An 18,491-nucleotide genomic window follows, 5' to 3' on the forward strand; every position below is an offset into this window, starting at 1 on the left:
AGTACAAGTTCCCAAAAAACCGCGAGGTCAATCACGCGCAAAAAAGATTCTACTTCGGCGCCAGCTCCCTGAGATGGCGTGCGACTGCAATCCATGCACCGATATAACCCAACAGCACCGCGCCAAGCAAGAGCGACAGACCGTCGGCAACTGGCACTCCGGCCAGCGCGAAATCACTGCCGTACAAGCCGGCCAGTCCAACCACCGCGTCGTTCAGCCAGTTCAGGCCGAACGCCAATACACCCCAGGACAACAGTCCCGCACCGAAGCCATACAACGCCCCCATATAAAGGAAGGGACGTCGCACATAGCTGTCAGTGCCGCCGACGAGTTTAATCACTTCTATCTCGGTGCGGCGGTTTTCAATATGAAGACGAATGGTATTGCCTATCACCAAAAGTAATGCAGAAACCAAAAGCACCGTCAGACCGAAAACAAAACGGTCGCCAAGCTTGAGGATGGCGGCCAGACGCTCGACCCAGACTAGATCAAGTTGCGCCTGTTGTACCTTGGGCAGCTCGGAAAGTTTTTGTCTTAATGCTTCCAGCGTCGGCTTGTCGACTTCGTTCGGCGTCACCAGCACTACGCCCGGCAACGGGTTCTCCGGCAGCTCGCGCAGGGCTTCACCCAGCCCGGACTGTTGCTGGAACTCCTCCAGCGCCTGATCACGGCCGACATATTCAGCATCAGCTACGCCAGGCATGCCTTTGATCTGTTCACGCAACGACTCGCCCTGCTCCGGGCTGGCGTCGAGTTGCAGATACAACGATATCTGCGCCGCACGCTGCCACGAACCGCCGAGACGCTCGACGTTGTTAAGCAACAGCGACAGCCCCATCGGCAGGCTCAGCGCCACCGCCATCACCATGCAGGTAAAGAAGCTGCCGATCGGCTGCTTGCCGAGACGGCGCAGGCTGTCGAGCAGGCTGGCGCGATGGCTTTCGATCCACGCACGGAACAGCGTGGCGAAGTCCGGGCCATCGTCTTCGTCGTGTTTTTTCTTCTTCGACGGCTGCGGATCGGCGGCTTTCGGGGCCACGCGCTCGGAAACCTTGGGACTGCGTGTCGCACTCATACCCCGGCCTCCCCGTCACCGATCAATCGGCCACGTTGCAGGGTCAACATGCGGTGGCGCATGCGAGCGATCAGCGCCAGGTCGTGACTGGCGATCAGCACGCTGGTGCCCAGCCGGTTGATGTCTTCGAACACGCCCATGATCTCGGCCGCCAGACGCGGGTCGAGGTTACCGGTCGGTTCGTCCGCCAGCAGCAAGGCCGGGCGATGCACGATGGCGCGGGCAATGCCGACACGCTGCTGCTGACCGGTGGACAGGTCACCCGGGTACAGATCGGTTTTATCCGACAGTGCCACGCGCTCCAGCGCCGAATCGACACGCTTGGCGATTTCGGCCTTGGACAACCCGAGAATCTGTAGCGGCAAGGCGACGTTGTTGAACACCGTGCGATCGAACAGCAACTGGTGATTCTGGAACACCACGCCGATCTGCCGGCGCAGGAACGGAATCTGCGCGTTGCTGATGGTGCTCAGGTCTTGCCCGGCCAGCAGCAGTTTGCCGCTGGTCGGACGTTCCATCGCCAGCAACAGGCGCAACAAAGTGGATTTACCGGCACCGGAGTGGCCGGTGACAAACAAGAACTCGCCACGGCGGACTCGAAAGCTCAGCTCATGCAAGCCGACGTGACCGTTCGGGTAGCGTTTACCGACCTGTTCGAAACGAATCATGAACGCTCCCGCTCGGCAAACAATGCCTGGACAAAGGGTTCGGCTTCAAAGGTACGCAAATCGTCGATGCCTTCACCGACACCGATGTAGCGGATCGGCAAGCCGAACTGCTTGGCCAGGGCGAAGATCACCCCGCCCTTGGCGGTGCCGTCGAGCTTGGTCAGCGCCAAGCCGGTCAGTTCGACGGTCTGGTTGAATTGCTTGGCCTGGTTGATGGCGTTCTGGCCAGTACCGGCGTCGAGCACCAGCAGCACTTCGTGCGGCGCATCGGCGTCGAGCTTGCCGATGACCCGGCGAACCTTTTTCAGTTCTTCCATCAGGTTGTCTTTGGTGTGCAGACGACCAGCGGTGTCGGCGATCAGCACGTCGATGCCACGGGCCTTGGCGGCCTGCACGGCGTCGAAGATCACCGAAGCCGAGTCGGCGCCGGTGTGCTGGGCGATCACCGGGATCTTGTTGCGCTCGCCCCAGACCTGCAATTGCTCCACGGCAGCGGCGCGGAAGGTGTCACCGGCGGCGAGCATGACTTTCTTGCCTTCCAGTTGCAGCTTCTTCGCCAGTTTGCCGATGGTGGTGGTCTTGCCGGCGCCGTTGACGCCGACCACCAGAATCACGAATGGCTTGTTCTGCGAAGTGATCTTTAGCGGTTGTTCGACCGGTTTGAGCATCGCGGCCAGCTCGGCCTGCAGGGATTTGTACAACGCGTCGGCGTCGGCCAGCTCTTTACGGGCAACCTTCTGGGTCAGGCGCTGGATGATCTGCGTGGTGGCCTCGACACCGACGTCGGCGGTGAGCAGACGGGTTTCGAGGTCATCGAGCAGATCGTCGTCGATTGTTTTACGGCCGAGAAACAGGCTGGCCATGCCCTCGCCGATGCTCGCGCTGGTTTTCGACAGGCCTTGCTTGAGGCGGGCGAAGAAACCGGCTTTGGTTTCTTCGGTGCGCGGGCCTTCGACTGGCGCTTCGGCGACCACTTCAACCGGCGCAACTGGCGCAGCGACAACCGGTGCAGGTGCAGGTGCAGGTGCAGGTGCAGGTGCAGGCTCGGATTGTTGAACAACTGGCGCAACAAACACGGGCGCAACAGGCTCGACAACAACCGGCGCAGGCTCGACAACCGGCTCAACCACCGGCGCCGGAGCAACCTCTGGAACGAACGCAGCAGGCGCAGGAATCTCCGGGGTGATGTGCGGCGCAGCCTCTTCAACCAATGCCACCGGCTCTTCCGCCACTGGCAAGGTCAGCCATGGCTCAGCCGCCGGCGTCAGCGGCAGTTCAGCCGCCACAGGCGCTTCAGGCTCGGGTTCCGGCTCAACCGGTTGCAACACCGGCTCGGCAATCGGCAGCACAATCGGTGCCGGCTCTTCTTCTATAGCCGGAGCAGGTTCCGGCGCATGCTCAGGAATCACGGGCGGCTGTTCGACGACGGGTTCCTGCGGTTTCTTACGCAGCCATCCGAACAGGCTTTTCTTCTCGCCAGCCGCAGCTGGGGTCTTCTTGTCGTCGTTGGAACCAAACATGGAGGACGGCTATCTCACGGTAGCGACGCGCCATAAGGGCGCCCCGGCAAATAAATATTCGATGCAGAACAGACTGTGTTTCATCCAGCTTGTTCACGCGCAACATTTTGTCGAGGCGCCAGCGGCACCCCAAAGAATCGTATAAACGAAGGACTAAACCGGCAAATTCGGCGAAAAAGCGAAGTTTAGTCGATAAACCGCAGCTTTCTGCCGCAAACCCATACAGCCGGATCAGGCCTGAAAACCTGATAGGCGTGGCCGCCAGTAAAACGGATCAGTATCCTAGCACCTCCTCGCCCGCCTAGGCTAAGACCAAGCGGGCAGCCCAACAGGTTAAAAAACGAATGAATGCTCTAGCCCGCCGCGCTGCAGGCCTGCTGCTCAGCACAGTCTGCCTGCCCCTTTCGGCCCTGGCGGCCGACCCGCAACCGACTCACGAATTCATCCTCGACAACGGCCTCAAGGTCGTCGTGCGCGAAGACCATCGCGCGCCGGTAGTGGTGTCGCAGGTCTGGTACAAGGTCGGTTCCAGCTACGAAACCCCGGGCCAGACCGGTCTGTCCCACGCGCTTGAGCACATGATGTTCAAGGGCAGCGAGAAAGTCGGCCCCGGCGAAGCGTCGCTGATCCTGCGTGATCTGGGCGCCGAAGAGAACGCCTTCACCAGTGACGACTTCACCGCCTATTACCAGGTGCTGGCCCGCGACCGTCTGGGCGTGGCCTTCGAACTGGAAGCCGACCGCATGGCCAATCTGCGCCTGCCGGCCGACGAGTTTGCCAAGGAAATCGAAGTCATCAAGGAAGAGCGCCGGTTGCGCACCGATGACAAGCCGATGTCCAAAGCCTACGAGCGTTACAAAGCCATGGCCTACCCGGCCAGCGGTTACCACACGCCGACCATCGGCTGGATGGCTGACCTCGACCGCATGAAGGTCGAAGAGCTGCGTCACTGGTACCAATCCTGGTACGTGCCGAACAACGCCACGTTGGTAGTAGTCGGCGACGTCACCCCGGACGAGGTAAAAACCCTCGCCCAACGCTACTTCGGCCCGATCGCCAAGCGCGACGTGCCACCGGCGAAAAAACCGCTGGAACTGGCCGAGCCAGGTGAACGCCAGATCACCCTGCACGTGCAGACTCAGTTGCCGAGCCTGATGCTTGGTTTCAACGTGCCGAGCATCGCCACCGCTGAAGACAAGCGCTCGGTCAACGCTCTGCGCCTGATCTCGGCGCTGCTCGACGGCGGTTACAGCGGGCGCATCCCGACGCAACTGGAGCGCGGCGAAGAGCTGGTCTCTGGCGGTTCGTCGAGCTACGACGCCTACACCCGTGGCGACAGCCTGTTCACCCTGTCGGCAACCCCGAACACGCAGAAGAAAAAGACCATGGCGCAAGCCGAGGCCGGTCTGTGGAAACTGTTGGAACAGCTGAAAACCACCGCACCGTCCGCTGAAGAACTGGAGCGCGTGCGTGCACAAGTGATTGCCGGCCTGGTCTTCGAGCGTGATTCGATCACCAGCCAGGCCACCGCAATTGGTCAACTGGAAACAGTAGGCCTGTCGTGGAAACTGATGGACACCGAACTGGCTGATCTGGAAAGCGTGACCCCGCAAGACATCCAGAACGCCGCCAAGCTGTATTTCACCCGCGAACGTCTCAGCGTCGCCCACGTCCTGCCACTGGAGACGACTCATGAGTGAGCGCAAAACCCCACGCATAATGCTGCTCGGCCTGATCGCCGTGGCGGTGATCGGTTCTGCGGCTTTTTATCTGACGCCAAGCGCTGACAGCAAGGCCAGTGAAGCCCTCGACAACGCCAAAACCAGCCAGAAGCTGCAATCGCTGGCCGAACTCGATGGCAAAGCCCCGGCCAGTCGCAAACTCGATGTACAGACCTGGAACACCGCCGAAGGCGCCAAAGTGCTGTTCGTCGAAGCCCATGAACTGCCGATGTTCGACATGCGCCTGATCTTCGCCGCCGGCAGCAGCCAGGACGGCAGCGCATCGGGCCTGGCAGTGCTGACCAACGCGATGCTCAATGAAGGTGTCGCTGGCAAAGACGTCGGCGCCATCGCTCAGGGCTTTGAAGGCCTCGGTGCGGATTTTGGCAACGGCGCTTTCAAGGACATGGCGCTGGCCTCGTTGCGCAGCCTGAGTGCTGCCGACAAGCGTGAACCGGCACTGAAGCTGTTCGCGGAAGTAGTCGGCAAACCGACGTTCCCGGCCGACTCGTTCGCGCGCATCAAGAATCAGCTGCTCGCCGGTTTCGAATACCAGAAGCAGAACCCCGGCAAACTCGCCAGCCTCGAGCTGATGAAGCGTCTGTACGGCGATCACCCGTACGCGCACTCGAGCGACGGCAATCCGCAAAGCGTGCCGAAGATCACCCTCGCGCAATTGCGTGAGTTCCACGCCAAGGCCTACGCCGCTGGCAACGTCGTAATCGCGCTGGTCGGCGACCTCTCGCGTGCGGACGCCGAGGCGATCGCCAATCAAGTCTCCTCTGCCCTGCCGAAAGGCCCGGCACTGGTGAAGATCGCTAAGCCGCAGGAACCGAAAGCCAGCGTCAACCACATCGAGTTCCCGTCGAAGCAGACCAACCTGATGCTCGCGCAACTGGGCATCGACCGTGACGACCCGGATTACGCCGCGCTGTCGATGGGCAACCAGATCCTTGGTGGCGGTGGTTTCGGCACTCGTTTGATGAGCGAAGTGCGCGAGAAACGTGGCCTGACTTATGGCGTGTACTCGGCGTTCAGCCCGATGCAGGCACGCGGCCCGTTCATGATCAACCTGCAGACCCGTGCGGAAATGAGTGAAGGCACGCTGAAACTGGTGCAAGACGTGCTCGCCGACTACCTGAAAACCGGCCCGACACAGAAAGAACTCGACGACGCCAAACGTGAACTGGCCGGCAGCTTCCCGCTGTCGACCGCGAGCAATGCCGATATCGTCGGCCAACTCGGCGCGATGGGCTTCTATAATCTGCCGCTGAGCTACCTGGACGACTTCATGCGTCAGTCGCAAAGCCTGACCGTAGAACAAGTCCGCGACGCCCTGAACAAACACCTGAGCACGGACAAAATGGTCATCGTCACCGCTGGCCCGACCGTGCCGCAAAAGCCGTTACCGGCCCCATCTGATAAACCTGCCGAGCAACCGCTCGGGGTTCCGGAGCATTAATGGCTACCCGATCGCCTAAAAAACCCGCGCAGAACGTCCATAACGGCGTGAACCAGTTGCGCATCATTGGCGGCCAATGGCGCAGCCGCAAACTGAGCTTCCCCGACGCACCGGGCCTGCGCCCGACGCCGGATCGCGTGCGTGAAACCCTGTTCAACTGGCTCGCGCCGTACGTTGAAGGGGCCAAGGTACTCGACCCGTTCGCCGGCAGCGGCGCGCTGTTTCTCGAAGCACTGTCCCGCGGCGCCGCCATGGGCCAGGCGCTGGATGCCAGCAACATTGCCGTCTCCAGCCTGAAGGAACACCTCGGCACCCTGCGCTGCACCAACGGCCAGGTGCAGACCGCCGACGCCCTGCGTTATCTGGAAACCCAGACCGCCAGTGCGTTCGACCTGGTGTTCCTCGACCCGCCGTTCAATCAGAACCTGCTGCCGACCGTTTGCGCCTTGCTCGAAGAACGTCAGTGGCTGGCGCCCGACTCGTGGATCTACACTGAAAGCGAAACGGCGCCATCGACGCTGGGCCTGCCGGGCAACTGGCGCCTGCACCGCGAACAGAAATCCGGCCGGGTTTACTACGCGCTGTGGCAACGTACGGCAGAGATCGCCGGTTAACCGACCGGTCTGAATGAGCGGTGGCCCTTCCCACAGGGTCGCCGCGCTGCATCGAGAACCATCGTGTCCGCCTCTTCAGAACGCTTCACCCCCGCCCTCGGCCTCGGCAATCCGCACCTGCAAACCTTGTGGGGGCCGCTGTGGCGCAAAACCGTGCATATCCAGCGTGAGCGCGAGCGCTTGTGGCTTGAGGATGGCGACTTTCTTGACCTCGACTGGTATGGCCCGCACACGGCCGATGCGCCTTTGGTGCTGGTGCTGCATGGCCTGACCGGTTCTTCCAATTCGCCTTACGTCGCCGGCGTGCAAAAAACCTTGGCCGATCAAGGCTGGGCCAGCGTTGCGCTGAACTGGCGCGGTTGTTCGGGTGAACCGAATCTGCTGCCGCGCAGCTACCACTCCGGTGCCAGCGAAGACCTCGCCGAATCCATCAAACACCTGCGCGCGAAACGACCGTTGGCGCCGTTGTACGCCGTCGGCTATTCGCTGGGCGGCAACGTGTTGCTCAAACATCTGGGTGAAACCGGTAGCGCCAGTGGCGTGCTGGGTGCGGTGGCGGTGTCGGTGCCGTTCCGCCTCGACCAGTGCGCCGACCGTATCGGCCGGGGATTTTCCAAGGTGTATCAGGCGCACTTCATGCGCGAGATGGTTGCCTACATCAAGAACAAGCAGCGGCAGTTTCAGCATGACGGGCGCGAGGATGGACTGGCGGCTTTGGCAGCGCTCGGTTCGCTGGAGAACATGCGCACGTTTTGGGATTTCGATGGCCGGGTGACCGCGCCGCTGCACGGTTTTACCGATGCCGAGGATTATTACCGTCGAGCGTCGAGCCGCTATTTCCTCGGCGAGATCCGCACGCCGACGTTGATCATTCAGGCAGCGGACGATCCATTCGTATTCCCTCACAGTTTGCCCCAGGCTGATGAACTGTCGGCCTCGACCGCATTTGAATTGCAGGCTCGCGGCGGGCACGTCGGATTCGTCGACGGCTCAGTGCGCCAGCCCGGCTACTACCTCGAACGCCGCATCCCGCAATGGCTGGCCAGCCTGCCCGCATGAGCGATCAGGGCGAGTCGATCCGATTCTGGCAAACCGCGCCGCTGGCCGGGGTCGAATTGTTGTCGGCGCGCTACATCGAGCAGCGTTTCGCCCCGCATGTGCACGACGGCTTCGTGATCGGCATGATAATGGCCGGTGCCCAGCGCTACCGTTATCGCGGCGCCGAGCATCTGGCCGGCAGCGGCACACTGGTGTTGATCAATCCGGACGAGTTGCACACCGGGCATAAAGGCACTGAGGATGGCTGGCTGTATCGGGCGTTTTATCCCGACACCTCGCAAATCGTTTCGCTGCTCGATGAGCTGGAGCTGTCCACCACCAACCTGCCGGCGTTCGGCGCCACGCTGTATAGGGATCCGGATCTGGTCAACGGCTTTGCGCAGTTGCACCGCCTGCTCGAAAGCCCGGCCACAGCGCTGCAGCAGCAAACGGTGTGGCGCGAAATGATGTTGCTGCTGTTACAGCGCCATGCGGCAGTGCCGGTGCCCGGTCGAGCCGGCAAAGAACACCGCGCGGTGCTGCTAGGCAAAGAATTGTTGCACGCGCAACTGGCAGCGCCACCGTCACTGGAAGAACTCGCGGCGGCGGTCAATCTGTCGCCCTTCCATTTCGCCCGCGTGTTCCGCCGGGCCACCGGTATGCCCCCGCACACTTGGCTGATGCAGCAACGCATCGCCCAGGCGCGCGCACTTCTGCAACACGGCTGCCTGCCGGTGGAGGTCGCCACGCAACTGGGGTTTGCCGACCAGAGCCATTTGAGTCGGCAGTTCAAGCAGGCTTATGGCGTCGGACCCGCCGCGTACCGCAGCGCCCGACAGTTCCCTTCAGACAACGCCGTTCCCTTGTAGGAGTGAGCCTGCTCGCGATAGCGGTGTGTCAGTAAAGGTAAAGGTGACTGACACACCGCTATCGCGAGCAGGCTCACTCCTACAGGGATGTGTGGTGACTATTCGCCGATGGCGATACCGCGCGAAGGCTCGTTGATCCACTCGCTCCACGATCCGGCATACAACGCAGCCAACGGATAATCCGCCAGGCACAACGCAAACAGGTTGTGACACGCCGTCACGCCAGACCCGCAATAGGCAACCAGATCCGCTGGCGAGCGCTCGCCGAGCTTCGCGGCAAAACGCTGTTTGAGCTGATCGGCGGGCAGAAAGCGCCCATCGCTGCCGAGGTTGTCGGTGAACGCTGCGCACTGAGCACCGGGAATATGCCCGGCAATCGGATCAATCGGCTCGACCTCACCTTTGAAACGCGGCAAGCCCCGGGCATCGATCAACGTCAGCGTCGGTTGGCCGAGGCGCTGTTGCAGTTGCTCGGCGCTGAGCAGCAGGCTCATATCCGGCTGACCACTGAAGGTGCCGCGATTGACCGTCGGCGCATCCAGGCTCAGCGGCAGCCCCGCCGCATGCCACGCCTTGAGCCCGCCATCGAGAATGAACACGCCGTCGCGTTTGCCCAGCCACGCCAGCAACCACCATGCCCGCGCGGCATAGGCACCGGGGCCGTCGTCATACAGAATCACGTCGCTGTCGTTGTTGATACCCCAGGCTTGCAGACGCTCGATCAGCGCCGCCGGCTCGGGCAATGGATGGCGACCGGTCACGCCTTTGACCACGGTGCCGCTGAGGTCACGCTCAAGATCGGCGAAGCTCGCCCCGGCAATGTGCCCTTCGGCATAGCTGCGCTGGCCGTAGTCCGGGTCTTCGAGGGCAAAACGACAATCGAGAATCACCAGCCCCGGCTGCGCCTTGCGGGCATCCAGTGCTTGGGGGCTGATCAGTTGCGCAATCGGCATAACGGGCTCCTGAGGGATTTCAACAGAACGGTTTATTTCACGTCTTCAAGGGCCTGGGCCAGCGGCACGTAGAACTCCTCGAACAACGCATTGACCTCGTCACGCGCCTGTTCGGTAACAAACCCGGCTTCCAGCACCAGCACCTGGTACACGCCACGTTTAATGGCCTGTTCACTGAGGTGGTTGGAGTTTTCGCGGGTGGTGCACAGGAAGCGCACCCAGGATGTCAGGATGATCCAGGCGTTGAGGGTCAGGGATTCGATCTGCACGCGGTCCATATCGAGAATCCCGGCGGCAACAAAACCTTCGTAGATCGCCGCGCCCTGAATCACGCAGCGCTGGGAAAAGCGCCGATAGCGGGCGGCCAGCTCCGGGTCGCTGTCGAGCAGATGTTCGAGATCACGGTGCAGAAAGCGGTAGCGCCACATCGCCGAGAGCAGTTCCTTGAGATAGAAACGCTTGTCTTCGACCGTCGCCGCACGCCCCTGCGGCGGGCGCAGAAAACTGTCGACGAGGCTTTCGTACTCACTGAACAACACGGCGATGATCGCCTGCTTGTTGGGGAAGTGGTAGTACAGGTTGCCCGGAGAAATTTCCATGTGGGCAGCAATGTGATTGGTGCTGATACTGCGCTCGCCCTGCTGGTTGAACAGTTCGAGGCTGTTGAGCACGATACGCTCGCTGGTTTTTATTCGTGGGGCCATGGCTTGAGCTTTAATTCAGAGTGCGTTGGGGGGCATCTTACGACCTAACCGGAAATGGATAAAACACTGCTGTGCAGGGAAGTCATTTGACTTTCTAGAGCATAGACTCTAAAAAGTTCATCACTACAATAAATCCGGAGCAGACCATGACTGCCGACATTGCTTACCTGCAAACGCTGCAACAACCCCTGGCGGAGCTGGACAGGTTGTTCGAGGCGCAGCGGGCCGCGTATGCCGCGAACCCGATGCCGCCCGCCGCCCAACGCCAGCAATGGCTCAAGGCGCTGAGCGATTTGCTGAGCAACGAGCGTCAGGCATTGATCGAGGCGATCAGCGCCGATTTCAGTCATCGCAGCGCCGATGAAACCCTGCTCGCCGAGCTGATGCCAAGCCTGCATGGTATTCATTACGCCAGCCGTCATCTCAAAGGCTGGATGAAAGCTTCGCGGCGCAAGGTCGGCATCGCGTTCCAGCCAGCGTCGGCGAAAGTGGTGTATCAGCCTCTCGGCGTAGTCGGCGTCATTGTGCCGTGGAATTACCCGTTGTATCTGGCGGTGGGCCCGCTGGTCGGCGCCTTGGCGGCGGGCAACCGGGTGATGCTCAAACTGAGCGAATCGACCCCGGCCACCGGCTTGTTGATGAAAGAACTGCTGGCGCGGATTTTCCCCGAAGACCTGGTCTGTGTAGTGCTCGGTGAAGCCGACATCGGCGTGGCGTTCTCCCGCTTGCGCTTCGACCACTTGCTGTTTACCGGGGCCACCAGCATCGGCAAACACGTGATGCGCGCCGCCGCCGAAAACCTCACCCCGGTGACGCTGGAGTTAGGTGGCAAGTCGCCGGCCATCGTCTCCCGCGATGTCCCGCTCAAGGATGCCGCCGAACGCATCGCATTCGGTAAAACCCTCAACGCCGGGCAGACCTGCGTTGCCCCGGATTACGTGCTGGTGCCGGAAGATCGGGTCGGCGCTTTCGTCGAAGCCTATCGCCAGGCCGTGCAGGGTTTTTACCCGACACTCACCGACAATCCGGACTACACCGCGATCATCAACGAACGCCAATTGGCCCGGCTCAACGGCTACGTCAGCGATGCCACCAGCAAGGGCGCGCTATTGATTCCGCTGTTCGAGCAGGGCCAGGGCCGACGCATGCCGCACAGTGTGCTGCTGAATGTCAGCGACGACATGACCGTCATGCAGGACGAAATCTTCGGCCCGCTGCTGCCAATCGTGCCGTATCAGGATCTGGAGCAGGCATTTGCTTACATCAATAAGCGGCCACGTCCTCTGGCTCTTTACTACTTTGGCTACGACAAACGCGAACAGAACCGCGTGCTGCATGAGACCCATTCCGGCGGCGTGTGCCTGAACGATACGTTGCTGCATGTGGCTCAGGACGATATGCCGTTTGGCGGTATCGGTGCTTCCGGCATGGGCCACTACCACGGCCACGAAGGCTTCCTGACCTTCAGCAAAGCCAAAGGCGTGCTGATTAAACAGCGCTTCAACGCAGCCAGACTGATTTACCCGCCCTACGGCACATCGATTCAGAGGCTGATCCAGAAGCTGTTCATTCGCTAAACCTTCGTCACCGCCGGGTAATAAAAACAATGCACCCAAGCCTGACCGAAACACCTGCACTGTCCCGCCGTGGCCTGCTGAAATTCAGCCTCGCCGCTACGGCTTTCCTTGCCACCGCCGGACTCGGCGCCAGCCTCAGCGGTTGCTCGTCGAGCGTCGCGGCCAATGGTTTTGTGTCGTTGCGCGACGGCGATCTGCTGTTTCTGCGCGCACTGATTCCAGTGATGCTCGACGGCGCCGTGGCGGCCGAGAAACTGCCAAGCGCTGTTGAAGGCACGCTCAAGTCGCTGGACTACAGCCTCGATCACCTGTCGCCGGAGATGCTCAAACTGACCCGGCAACTGTTCGACGTCCTCGGTATGGCGGTGACGCGCGGGCCACTCACCGGGATCTGGGGCAGTTGGGAAAACGCCAGTGCCGAAGCGATGCGGCATTTTCTTGATCGCTGGGAAAACAGCTCGCTGAGCCTGTTGCGCATGGGGCATAGCTCGCTACAGCAGATGGTGATGATGGCCTGGTACACCCGCGCAGAATCCTGGGCGCATTGCGGTTATCCCGGCCCGCCTTCGGTCTGAGACCGAGTCGCACCTATCGCGAGCAGGCTCACTCCTACAGGGGGTTGCATTCCAAATGTAGGAGTGAGCCTGCTCGCGATGAGACCCGCCAGAACAACAAAAACAAGAGAACCTGATCGATGCCCGTACCCGACCCGTTCCGCGAAGGCCTCGCCCGAGGCTGGAAAACCTACAACGGCTCACAACTGAGCGACGACCTGACCCTGGAAGCCGACGTGGCAATCATCGGCAGCGGCGCCGGTGGCGGCACCACGGCGGAAATCCTCAGCGCTGCCGGCTACAAAGTCCTGCTGATCGAAGAAGGCCCGTTGAAAACCAGTTCCGATTTCAAAATGCTTGAAGACAAGGCTTACAGCAGCCTCTATCAGGAAGGCATCGGCCGCATGAGCAAGGACGGCGCGATCACCATCCTCCAGGGACGCGCGGTCGGTGGTACCACGCTGATCAACTGGACATCGAGTTTCCGCACCCCGGAGCCGACCCTCGAACACTGGGCCAAAGAACACAACGTCAAAGGCCATAGCCCCGCCGAGATGGCGCCGTGGTTCGAGAAAATGGAGCAGCGCCTCGGCGTCGCCCCGTGGATGGTCCCACCCAACGCTAACAACGACGTGATCCGCAAAGGCTGCGAGCAACTCGGTTACAGCTGGCATGTGATTCCGCGCAACGTACGTGGCTGCTGGAACCTCGGATACTGCGGCATGGGCTGCCCGACCAACGCCAAGCAATCGATGATGGTGACGACGATTCCGGCAACGCTGGAAAAGGGCGGCGAACTGCTTTATCTGGCCCGCGCGGAGAAGCTGCTGATCAGCGGCGACAAAGTCACTGGTCTGCAATGTGTGGCGATGGATGAGCGTTGCGTCGAACCGACCGGGCGCAAAATCAACATCAAGGCGAAGCACTACGTACTGGCCGGCGGTGGCATCAACAGTCCGGCGCTGTTGCTGCGCTCGGACGCTCCCGACCCGCATGAAAACCTGGGAAAGCGCACCTTCCTGCACCCGGTGAACATGTCCGCCGCGCGCTTCGACGAAGTCATCAACCCGTTTTACGGGGCGCCGCAGTCGATCTATTCCGACCATTTCCAGTGGAAGGACGGCACCACCGGGCCGATGGCCTTCAAACTCGAAGTACCGCCGCTGCATCCGGCGCTGGCTGCCACGCTGCTCGGTGGCTTTGGCCAGGAGAGTGCGCAACACATGGCGGACCTGCCGCACACACACGCCATGCTGGCTTTGCTGCGTGATGGCTTCCACCCGGACAGCACGGGCGGTGCAGTCGAGTTGCGGGGCGATGGTTCGCCGGTGCTCGACTACCAGATTTCGCCCTATGCCTGGGAAGGCTTGCGCCGGGCGTTTCACGTCATGGCCGAAATCCAGTTCGCCGGCGGCGCGAAATCGGTCATGCCGATGCACGCCGACGCCCGTTACGTGAAGAACCTGGCCGAGGCACGCACGCTGATCGATGGTTTGAGCCTCGAGTTGTATCGCACGCGTCTGGGCAGCGCGCATGTCATGGGCGGCTGCGCGATGGGTGAAGACCCGAAAAGCGCGGTCACCGACAGTCTCGGCCGGCATCATCAACTGGCTAATCTGTCGATCCACGACGGCTCGCTGTTCCCCACCAGCATCGGCGCCAACCCGCAGCTGTCGGTGTATGGCCTGACCGCGCAACTGGCGACATCCCTCGCCGATCGACTGAGAAACCCGTGAAAAAACCGATTATTCGCGTCGTCTATAGTGCTTTCTTACCCAACAGGCGACTTGGCCGACCGGGACGGCTGCGATACCATCCGACTCCCCAACGGACTCCCGCCAGGACGACGCGATGAACCGAGTGTTGTACCCAGGTACCTTCGACCCTATTACCAAGGGCCATGGCGATCTGGTCGAACGCGCCTCGCGCCTGTTCGATCACGTGATTATTGCAGTCGCTGCCAGCCCGAAGAAAAACCCGCTGTTCCCGCTGGAACAACGGGTCGAACTGGCTCGCGAGGTCACCAAACACCTGCCTAATGTGGAAGTGGTCGGTTTCTCGACACTGCTGGCACATTTCGCCAAAGAGCAGAACGCCAATGTGTTCCTGCGTGGTCTGCGCGCGGTGTCGGACTTCGAATACGAATTTCAGCTGGCCAACATGAACCGCCAGCTGGCCCCGGATGTCGAGAGCCTGTTTCTCACGCCGTCCGAGCGTTATTCGTTCATTTCGTCGACGCTGGTGCGGGAAATTGCCGCGCTGGGCGGCGATATCAGCAAGTTCGTCCACCCCGCCGTGGCTGACGCCCTGACCCTACGCTTCAAAAAGTAGGAGCTGCCGCAGGCTGCGATCTTTTGATCTTAAAATGATCGCAGTTCAGTGCCCTTGATCGCGCCCGCGTGCACTGCGCTCGCCAATGCGGCACAATTGCGCGCATTGATTTATAGCGCCCGGGCCTGCCGCCCCGGCTGGAGTTAGCATGTCCCTGATCATCACCGACGATTGCATCAACTGCGACGTCTGCGAACCCGAGTGCCCGAACGCCGCCATCTCCCAAGGCGAAGAGATCTACGTGATCGATCCGAACCTGTGCACCCAGTGCGTCGGCCACTACGACGAACCGCAATGCCAGCAGGTTTGCCCGGTGGATTGCATTCCGCTGGACGAGGCTCATCCGGAGACTGAAGAACAGTTGATGGACAAGTACCGCAAGATTACCGGCAAGGTCTGATTTTTCAGCGCCCTGTACCGACGCCATCGCGAGCAGGCTCACTCCTACATTGGAACGCATTTCAACTGTAGGAGTGAGCCTGCTCGCGATGAGGCCTTCAGCCACACAGCAAAATCCTGATCAGCTCATTCGCGCTGCTCAAACCCCTCCCCCATACACCCCAGACACCGCACAAACGCCGCTTTCGCCGGATCCACCACCAACGCCTGCCCCGCATCGCCGATCCCGCCACCCAGTGCGGTAAACGGCAACGACACGACAAACGCCCCCGCACCAATTACCGTCGCCACCACTAGTAAAGGTCGGGCAATCAGCAAATCGCCAAGCATGGCGTAAGCCGGTGGATTCTGGATGGTGTAACGCGGATCGCCACTGCCATTTTCCGCGGCTTGAACAGCCAGACTGGAACACAGCAGCAGCGCAACAAAGAGGACTTGCAAGAACTTCATGGCACGATCCTTCGGGCTGAACAGTGAGACAACTCACTATAGACCGTAGGACTTTTTCAGCCTTTTACCTCAGCTCTGGCAGCGCGGGCAGAACACACTGGCACGCTGACCCAGCTTCACTTCACGCAGCCCGGTGCCACAGACCTTGCAGTGCTCGCCGCCACGGCCATAAACAAACAGCTCCTGCTGGAAATAGCCCGGCTGGCCGTCGCCACCGATGAAATCACGCAGCGTGGTGCCGCCACGCTCGATGGCGGCAGCAAGAATACGTTTGATCTCGATCGCCAGCTTCAGATACCGCCCGCGGGAAATCCCTCCCGCCTCGCGGCGCGGATCAATCCCGGCAGCAAACAGCGCTTCGGTCGCATAGATATTGCCGACGCCGACCACCACCGCGTTGTCCATGATGAACGGCTTGACCGCCATGGACCGCCCGCGCGACAGCTGAAACAGACGCTCACCATCGAACAGATCGGTCAGTGGCTCCGGGCCAAGGCGAATCAGCAGTTCATGATTGAGTGGATCATTGCTCCACAGCATCGCGCCGAAGCGCCGTGGGTCGGTGTAGCGTAGCGCCAACCCCGATTCCAGCTCGATATCGACGTGTTCGTGCTTGAGCGCCGGCAATCCGACCTCGACCAGACGCAAATTGCCCGACATGCCCAAATGGCTGATCAACGTACCGACTTCGGCGTTGATCAACAGATACTTGGCACGACGTTCGACCAGCACGATGCGCTGCCCGGACAGACGCACATCGAGGTCTTCGGGGATCGGCCAGCGCAATCGCCGATCACGCACGATCACCCGGCTGACGCGCTGGCCTTCCAGATGCGGGGCAATCCCGCGACGGGTGGTTTCGACTTCCGGCAGTTCAGGCATGGCGTTCTCGAATCAATGCGCGCCGAGGTCGCGGATCGTTTGCTTGAGGGTTTCGAAGTCGTAATCCGACAGCCCTACATAGTCGAGTACCAACGGCCCGACGGCGTTCCATTCGAAATCTTCGGTCTGGTTGCCCAGCACGCGATAAGACGCGCAAATGTGCTCGGCCATTTTCAGAATCGCCAGCAGGTTTTTCATCTGGCTGTTGCGCGACGACTCATCGTTGAAAATCGCCAACGCATTATGGTGATTGGCGATCGCCGCGCTGACATGTTCCGGCAGGCGCCAGGACTTGGCGGTGTAGTAGCCAACCACCGCGTGGTTGGTATTGAACTCGCTGTTCTCGGTGTCGACCACCCGGCATTCGGCGCTGGCGTTGGCGTAAGCCTTTTCCAGCACCGTCATGTAATTGGGGAACCGTTGCAGCATCAACGGCACGCCGCAATCGTGGAACAGACCCAAAGCGTAAGCCTCGTCACCCGCTTGAGTGCCAATACGCTTGGCCAGCGTCAGGCACGTCATTGCCACATCCTGGGCGGTGTCCCAGAAACGGTTGAGGGTGACGATGGTGTCGTCGTTCATTTCGCCTTTGATCGACTGCGCGTTGATCAGGTTGATGATCGAGCGGCTGCCCAACAGATTCACTGCACGCTGGATCGAGGTGATCTTGTTGCTCAGACCGTAATACGGCGAGTTGACGATTTTCAGCAGCGAGCCGGACAGGCCGGGATCCTGGGCGATCAACTTGGCGATCACCTCCAGATCCGGGTCAGGCATGTACTGCTCCATTTGCAGATCCACCATGATCTGCGGTTGCGCCGGCACACTGATGCCTTGCAGCGATTGTTGAATCTGTTCGGTGGTCAGCTCTTGGGACATAAGTACACACTCTGGGACAGGCGGCGATTCTAACCGCTGAAACCGCAGGGCGACACACCGATGGGCACATCGCAGGAACTTTCATTCAAGCTCAGGCTTCGGATTTTGTAAGGCCCGCTGGACAGTTTCTGTCCGACGCGGCAACAAATTCCCGCAGACTCAGGAGCTTATCGATGGCCACTTCCCTAAACGGCAAGCGCGTCGCTTTTTTGGTAACCGATGGTTTCGAACAAGTTGAATTGACAGGTCCCAAGCAAGCGCTGGAACAGGCTGGCGCGCAGGTCGACATCCTTTCGGCCGAGGCTGGCAAGGTCAAAGGCTGGAATCACGACAAACCGGCAGACGATTTCAAGGTCGACCAGACCTTCCAGGCCGCCAGCAGCGAGCAGTACGACGCGATCGTCCTGCCGGGCGGCGTGCAGAACTCCGACACCATCCGCATTGATCAAGACGCCCAGCACCTGGTCAAGACCGGTGCCTCTGCCGGTAAACCGATCGCGGTGATTTGCCATGGCGGCTGGTTGCTGATCTCGGCGGGACTGGTCAACGGCAAGACCATGACCAGTTACAAGACGCTCAAGGATGACCTGGTAAATGCCGGGGCCAATTGGGTCGATAAAGAAGTGGTCAAGGATGGTCACCTGATCAGCAGTCGGCAGCCGGATGATATTCCGGCGTTCAACAAGGAGTTGATCAACGCGCTTTCTGCGTAGAAGTCAAAACCGCATTCGCGAGCAGGCTCGCTCCCACATTGGTCTTGTGTCGGTCACAAGCCCTGTGTGGGAGCGAGCCTGC

The 18,491-nt window shown here is 60.8% G+C and carries 19 protein-coding genes; 11 read left to right on the forward strand and 8 right to left on the reverse strand.

Features of this window, described 5'->3' with window-relative positions:
* Window positions 1-49 precede the first annotated feature (49 nt).
* From ftsX to ftsY, 3 genes are read right to left on the reverse strand one after another with little or no spacing between them, the layout of a single operon-like run.
* The gene (gene ftsX, locus U6037_RS27405; RefSeq protein ID WP_322845146.1) at window positions 50-1,075 is read right to left on the reverse strand and encodes a permease-like cell division protein FtsX; all 1,026 of its coding nucleotides are present in this window, start codon (window positions 1,073-1,075) and stop codon (window positions 50-52) included.
* Window positions 1,072-1,743, reverse strand: a complete 672-nt coding sequence (gene ftsE / locus U6037_RS27410; RefSeq protein WP_003229148.1) for a cell division ATP-binding protein FtsE — start codon at window positions 1,741-1,743, stop codon at window positions 1,072-1,074. The genes ftsX and ftsE overlap by 4 nt, the downstream gene beginning before the upstream one ends.
* Window positions 1,740-3,263: a signal recognition particle-docking protein FtsY gene (gene ftsY, locus U6037_RS27415; protein WP_322845147.1), complete on the reverse strand. Its 1,524-nt coding sequence runs from the start codon at window positions 3,261-3,263 to the stop codon at window positions 1,740-1,742. Before ftsY ends, ftsE begins: the two co-directional genes overlap by 4 nt.
* Window positions 3,264-3,607: 344 nt before the next feature.
* Between ftsY and U6037_RS27420 the strand changes: the two genes are divergently transcribed.
* From U6037_RS27420 to U6037_RS27440, 5 genes are all read left to right on the forward strand, one after another.
* The gene (locus tag U6037_RS27420; protein WP_322845148.1) at window positions 3,608-4,963 is read left to right on the forward strand and encodes a pitrilysin family protein; all 1,356 of its coding nucleotides are present in this window, start codon (window positions 3,608-3,610) and stop codon (window positions 4,961-4,963) included.
* The gene (locus U6037_RS27425; protein WP_322845149.1) at window positions 4,956-6,446 is read left to right on the forward strand and encodes a pitrilysin family protein; all 1,491 of its coding nucleotides are present in this window, start codon (window positions 4,956-4,958) and stop codon (window positions 6,444-6,446) included. The genes U6037_RS27420 and U6037_RS27425 overlap by 8 nt, the downstream gene beginning before the upstream one ends.
* The gene (rsmD, locus tag U6037_RS27430) at window positions 6,446-7,060 is read left to right on the forward strand and encodes a 16S rRNA (guanine(966)-N(2))-methyltransferase RsmD (protein ID WP_127930124.1); all 615 of its coding nucleotides are present in this window, start codon (window positions 6,446-6,448) and stop codon (window positions 7,058-7,060) included. Before U6037_RS27425 ends, rsmD begins: the two co-directional genes overlap by 1 nt.
* A 63-nt stretch (window positions 7,061-7,123) precedes the next feature.
* Window positions 7,124-8,119, forward strand: coding sequence for a hydrolase (locus tag U6037_RS27435; RefSeq protein WP_322845150.1), 996 nt, complete (start codon window positions 7,124-7,126; stop codon window positions 8,117-8,119).
* On the forward strand, window positions 8,116-8,967 hold the full coding sequence (locus U6037_RS27440; protein ID WP_322847368.1) for an AraC family transcriptional regulator: 852 nt from the start codon (window positions 8,116-8,118) through the stop codon (window positions 8,965-8,967). The genes U6037_RS27435 and U6037_RS27440 overlap by 4 nt, the downstream gene beginning before the upstream one ends.
* A 98-nt stretch (window positions 8,968-9,065) precedes the next feature.
* On the opposite strand, the gene U6037_RS27445 is transcribed toward U6037_RS27440, so the two are convergent.
* Both U6037_RS27445 and U6037_RS27450 read right to left on the reverse strand, forming a co-directional pair.
* Window positions 9,066-9,920: a sulfurtransferase gene (locus U6037_RS27445; RefSeq protein ID WP_322845151.1), complete on the reverse strand. Its 855-nt coding sequence runs from the start codon at window positions 9,918-9,920 to the stop codon at window positions 9,066-9,068.
* 32 nt (window positions 9,921-9,952) lie between these two features.
* Entirely contained in the window at window positions 9,953-10,624 is a 672-nt protein-coding gene (locus U6037_RS27450; RefSeq protein ID WP_007913599.1) for a TetR/AcrR family transcriptional regulator, read from the reverse strand.
* A 146-nt stretch (window positions 10,625-10,770) separates the two neighbouring features.
* Here U6037_RS27450 and U6037_RS27455 point away from each other — a divergent pair, with 146 nt between their 5' ends.
* The 5 genes from U6037_RS27455 to U6037_RS27475 all read left to right on the forward strand — a co-directional run bounded on the left by U6037_RS27455 (window position 10,771) and on the right by U6037_RS27475 (window position 15,486).
* A complete protein-coding gene (locus U6037_RS27455) occupies window positions 10,771-12,201 on the forward strand; it encodes a coniferyl aldehyde dehydrogenase (RefSeq protein WP_322845152.1) in 1,431 nt (476 codons plus the stop codon).
* A gap of 29 nt (window positions 12,202-12,230) precedes the next feature.
* A complete protein-coding gene (locus U6037_RS27460) occupies window positions 12,231-12,776 on the forward strand; it encodes a twin-arginine translocation pathway signal protein (protein WP_322845153.1) in 546 nt (181 codons plus the stop codon).
* A 119-nt stretch (window positions 12,777-12,895) separates the two neighbouring features.
* Window positions 12,896-14,491, forward strand: a complete 1,596-nt coding sequence (locus tag U6037_RS27465; RefSeq protein WP_322845154.1) for a GMC family oxidoreductase — start codon at window positions 12,896-12,898, stop codon at window positions 14,489-14,491.
* Between the two features lie 115 nt (window positions 14,492-14,606).
* The gene (coaD, locus tag U6037_RS27470; protein ID WP_003229157.1) at window positions 14,607-15,086 is read left to right on the forward strand and encodes a pantetheine-phosphate adenylyltransferase; all 480 of its coding nucleotides are present in this window, start codon (window positions 14,607-14,609) and stop codon (window positions 15,084-15,086) included.
* Between the two features lie 148 nt (window positions 15,087-15,234).
* Window positions 15,235-15,486, forward strand: coding sequence for a YfhL family 4Fe-4S dicluster ferredoxin (locus U6037_RS27475; protein ID WP_311971942.1), 252 nt, complete (start codon window positions 15,235-15,237; stop codon window positions 15,484-15,486).
* Between the two features lie 125 nt (window positions 15,487-15,611).
* Here U6037_RS27475 and U6037_RS27480 read toward each other — a convergent pair whose 3' ends face one another.
* From U6037_RS27480 to U6037_RS27490, 3 genes are all read right to left on the reverse strand, one after another.
* The gene (locus U6037_RS27480) at window positions 15,612-15,935 is read right to left on the reverse strand and encodes a multidrug transporter (protein WP_322845155.1); all 324 of its coding nucleotides are present in this window, start codon (window positions 15,933-15,935) and stop codon (window positions 15,612-15,614) included.
* A gap of 69 nt (window positions 15,936-16,004) precedes the next feature.
* Window positions 16,005-16,817 (reverse strand): bifunctional DNA-formamidopyrimidine glycosylase/DNA-(apurinic or apyrimidinic site) lyase, encoded by an 813-nt coding sequence (gene mutM / locus U6037_RS27485; RefSeq protein WP_007913582.1) that lies wholly within the window; start codon window positions 16,815-16,817, stop codon window positions 16,005-16,007.
* A 12-nt stretch (window positions 16,818-16,829) separates the two neighbouring features.
* A complete protein-coding gene (locus U6037_RS27490; protein WP_177330936.1) occupies window positions 16,830-17,642 on the reverse strand; it encodes an HDOD domain-containing protein in 813 nt (270 codons plus the stop codon).
* Between the two features lie 227 nt (window positions 17,643-17,869).
* On the opposite strand from U6037_RS27490, the gene U6037_RS27495 reads away from it, so the two are divergent.
* A complete protein-coding gene (locus tag U6037_RS27495) occupies window positions 17,870-18,409 on the forward strand; it encodes a type 1 glutamine amidotransferase domain-containing protein (protein ID WP_322845156.1) in 540 nt (179 codons plus the stop codon).
* Window positions 18,410-18,491 lie beyond the last annotated feature (82 nt).

The sequence above is a fragment of the Pseudomonas sp. B33.4 genome (assembly GCF_034555375.1).
Classification (GTDB): domain Bacteria; phylum Pseudomonadota; class Gammaproteobacteria; order Pseudomonadales; family Pseudomonadaceae; genus Aquipseudomonas.

What these genes read in the sequence shown, in the direction of transcription:
- ftsX (WP_322845146.1), bottom strand. Translation starts at nt 1,075, where the DNA reads ATGAGTGCGACACGCAGTCCCAAGGTTTCCGAGCGCGTGGCCCCGAAA.
- ftsE (WP_003229148.1), bottom strand. Translation starts at nt 1,743, where the DNA reads ATGATTCGTTTCGAACAGGTCGGTAAACGCTACCCGAACGGTCACGTC.
- ftsY (WP_322845147.1), bottom strand. Translation starts at nt 3,263, where the DNA reads ATGTTTGGTTCCAACGACGACAAGAAGACCCCAGCTGCGGCTGGCGAG.
- U6037_RS27420 (WP_322845148.1), top strand. Translation starts at nt 3,608, where the DNA reads ATGAATGCTCTAGCCCGCCGCGCTGCAGGCCTGCTGCTCAGCACAGTC.
- U6037_RS27425 (WP_322845149.1), top strand. Translation starts at nt 4,956, where the DNA reads ATGAGTGAGCGCAAAACCCCACGCATAATGCTGCTCGGCCTGATCGCC.
- rsmD (WP_127930124.1), top strand. Translation starts at nt 6,446, where the DNA reads ATGGCTACCCGATCGCCTAAAAAACCCGCGCAGAACGTCCATAACGGC.
- U6037_RS27440 (WP_322847368.1), top strand. Translation starts at nt 8,116, where the DNA reads ATGAGCGATCAGGGCGAGTCGATCCGATTCTGGCAAACCGCGCCGCTG.
- U6037_RS27445 (WP_322845151.1), bottom strand. Translation starts at nt 9,920, where the DNA reads ATGCCGATTGCGCAACTGATCAGCCCCCAAGCACTGGATGCCCGCAAG.
- U6037_RS27450 (WP_007913599.1), bottom strand. Translation starts at nt 10,624, where the DNA reads ATGGCCCCACGAATAAAAACCAGCGAGCGTATCGTGCTCAACAGCCTC.
- U6037_RS27455 (WP_322845152.1), top strand. Translation starts at nt 10,771, where the DNA reads ATGACTGCCGACATTGCTTACCTGCAAACGCTGCAACAACCCCTGGCG.
- U6037_RS27460 (WP_322845153.1), top strand. Translation starts at nt 12,231, where the DNA reads ATGCACCCAAGCCTGACCGAAACACCTGCACTGTCCCGCCGTGGCCTG.
- U6037_RS27465 (WP_322845154.1), top strand. Translation starts at nt 12,896, where the DNA reads ATGCCCGTACCCGACCCGTTCCGCGAAGGCCTCGCCCGAGGCTGGAAA.
- coaD (WP_003229157.1), top strand. Translation starts at nt 14,607, where the DNA reads ATGAACCGAGTGTTGTACCCAGGTACCTTCGACCCTATTACCAAGGGC.
- U6037_RS27475 (WP_311971942.1), top strand. Translation starts at nt 15,235, where the DNA reads ATGTCCCTGATCATCACCGACGATTGCATCAACTGCGACGTCTGCGAA.
- U6037_RS27480 (WP_322845155.1), bottom strand. Translation starts at nt 15,935, where the DNA reads ATGAAGTTCTTGCAAGTCCTCTTTGTTGCGCTGCTGCTGTGTTCCAGT.
- mutM (WP_007913582.1), bottom strand. Translation starts at nt 16,817, where the DNA reads ATGCCTGAACTGCCGGAAGTCGAAACCACCCGTCGCGGGATTGCCCCG.
- U6037_RS27495 (WP_322845156.1), top strand. Translation starts at nt 17,870, where the DNA reads ATGGCCACTTCCCTAAACGGCAAGCGCGTCGCTTTTTTGGTAACCGAT.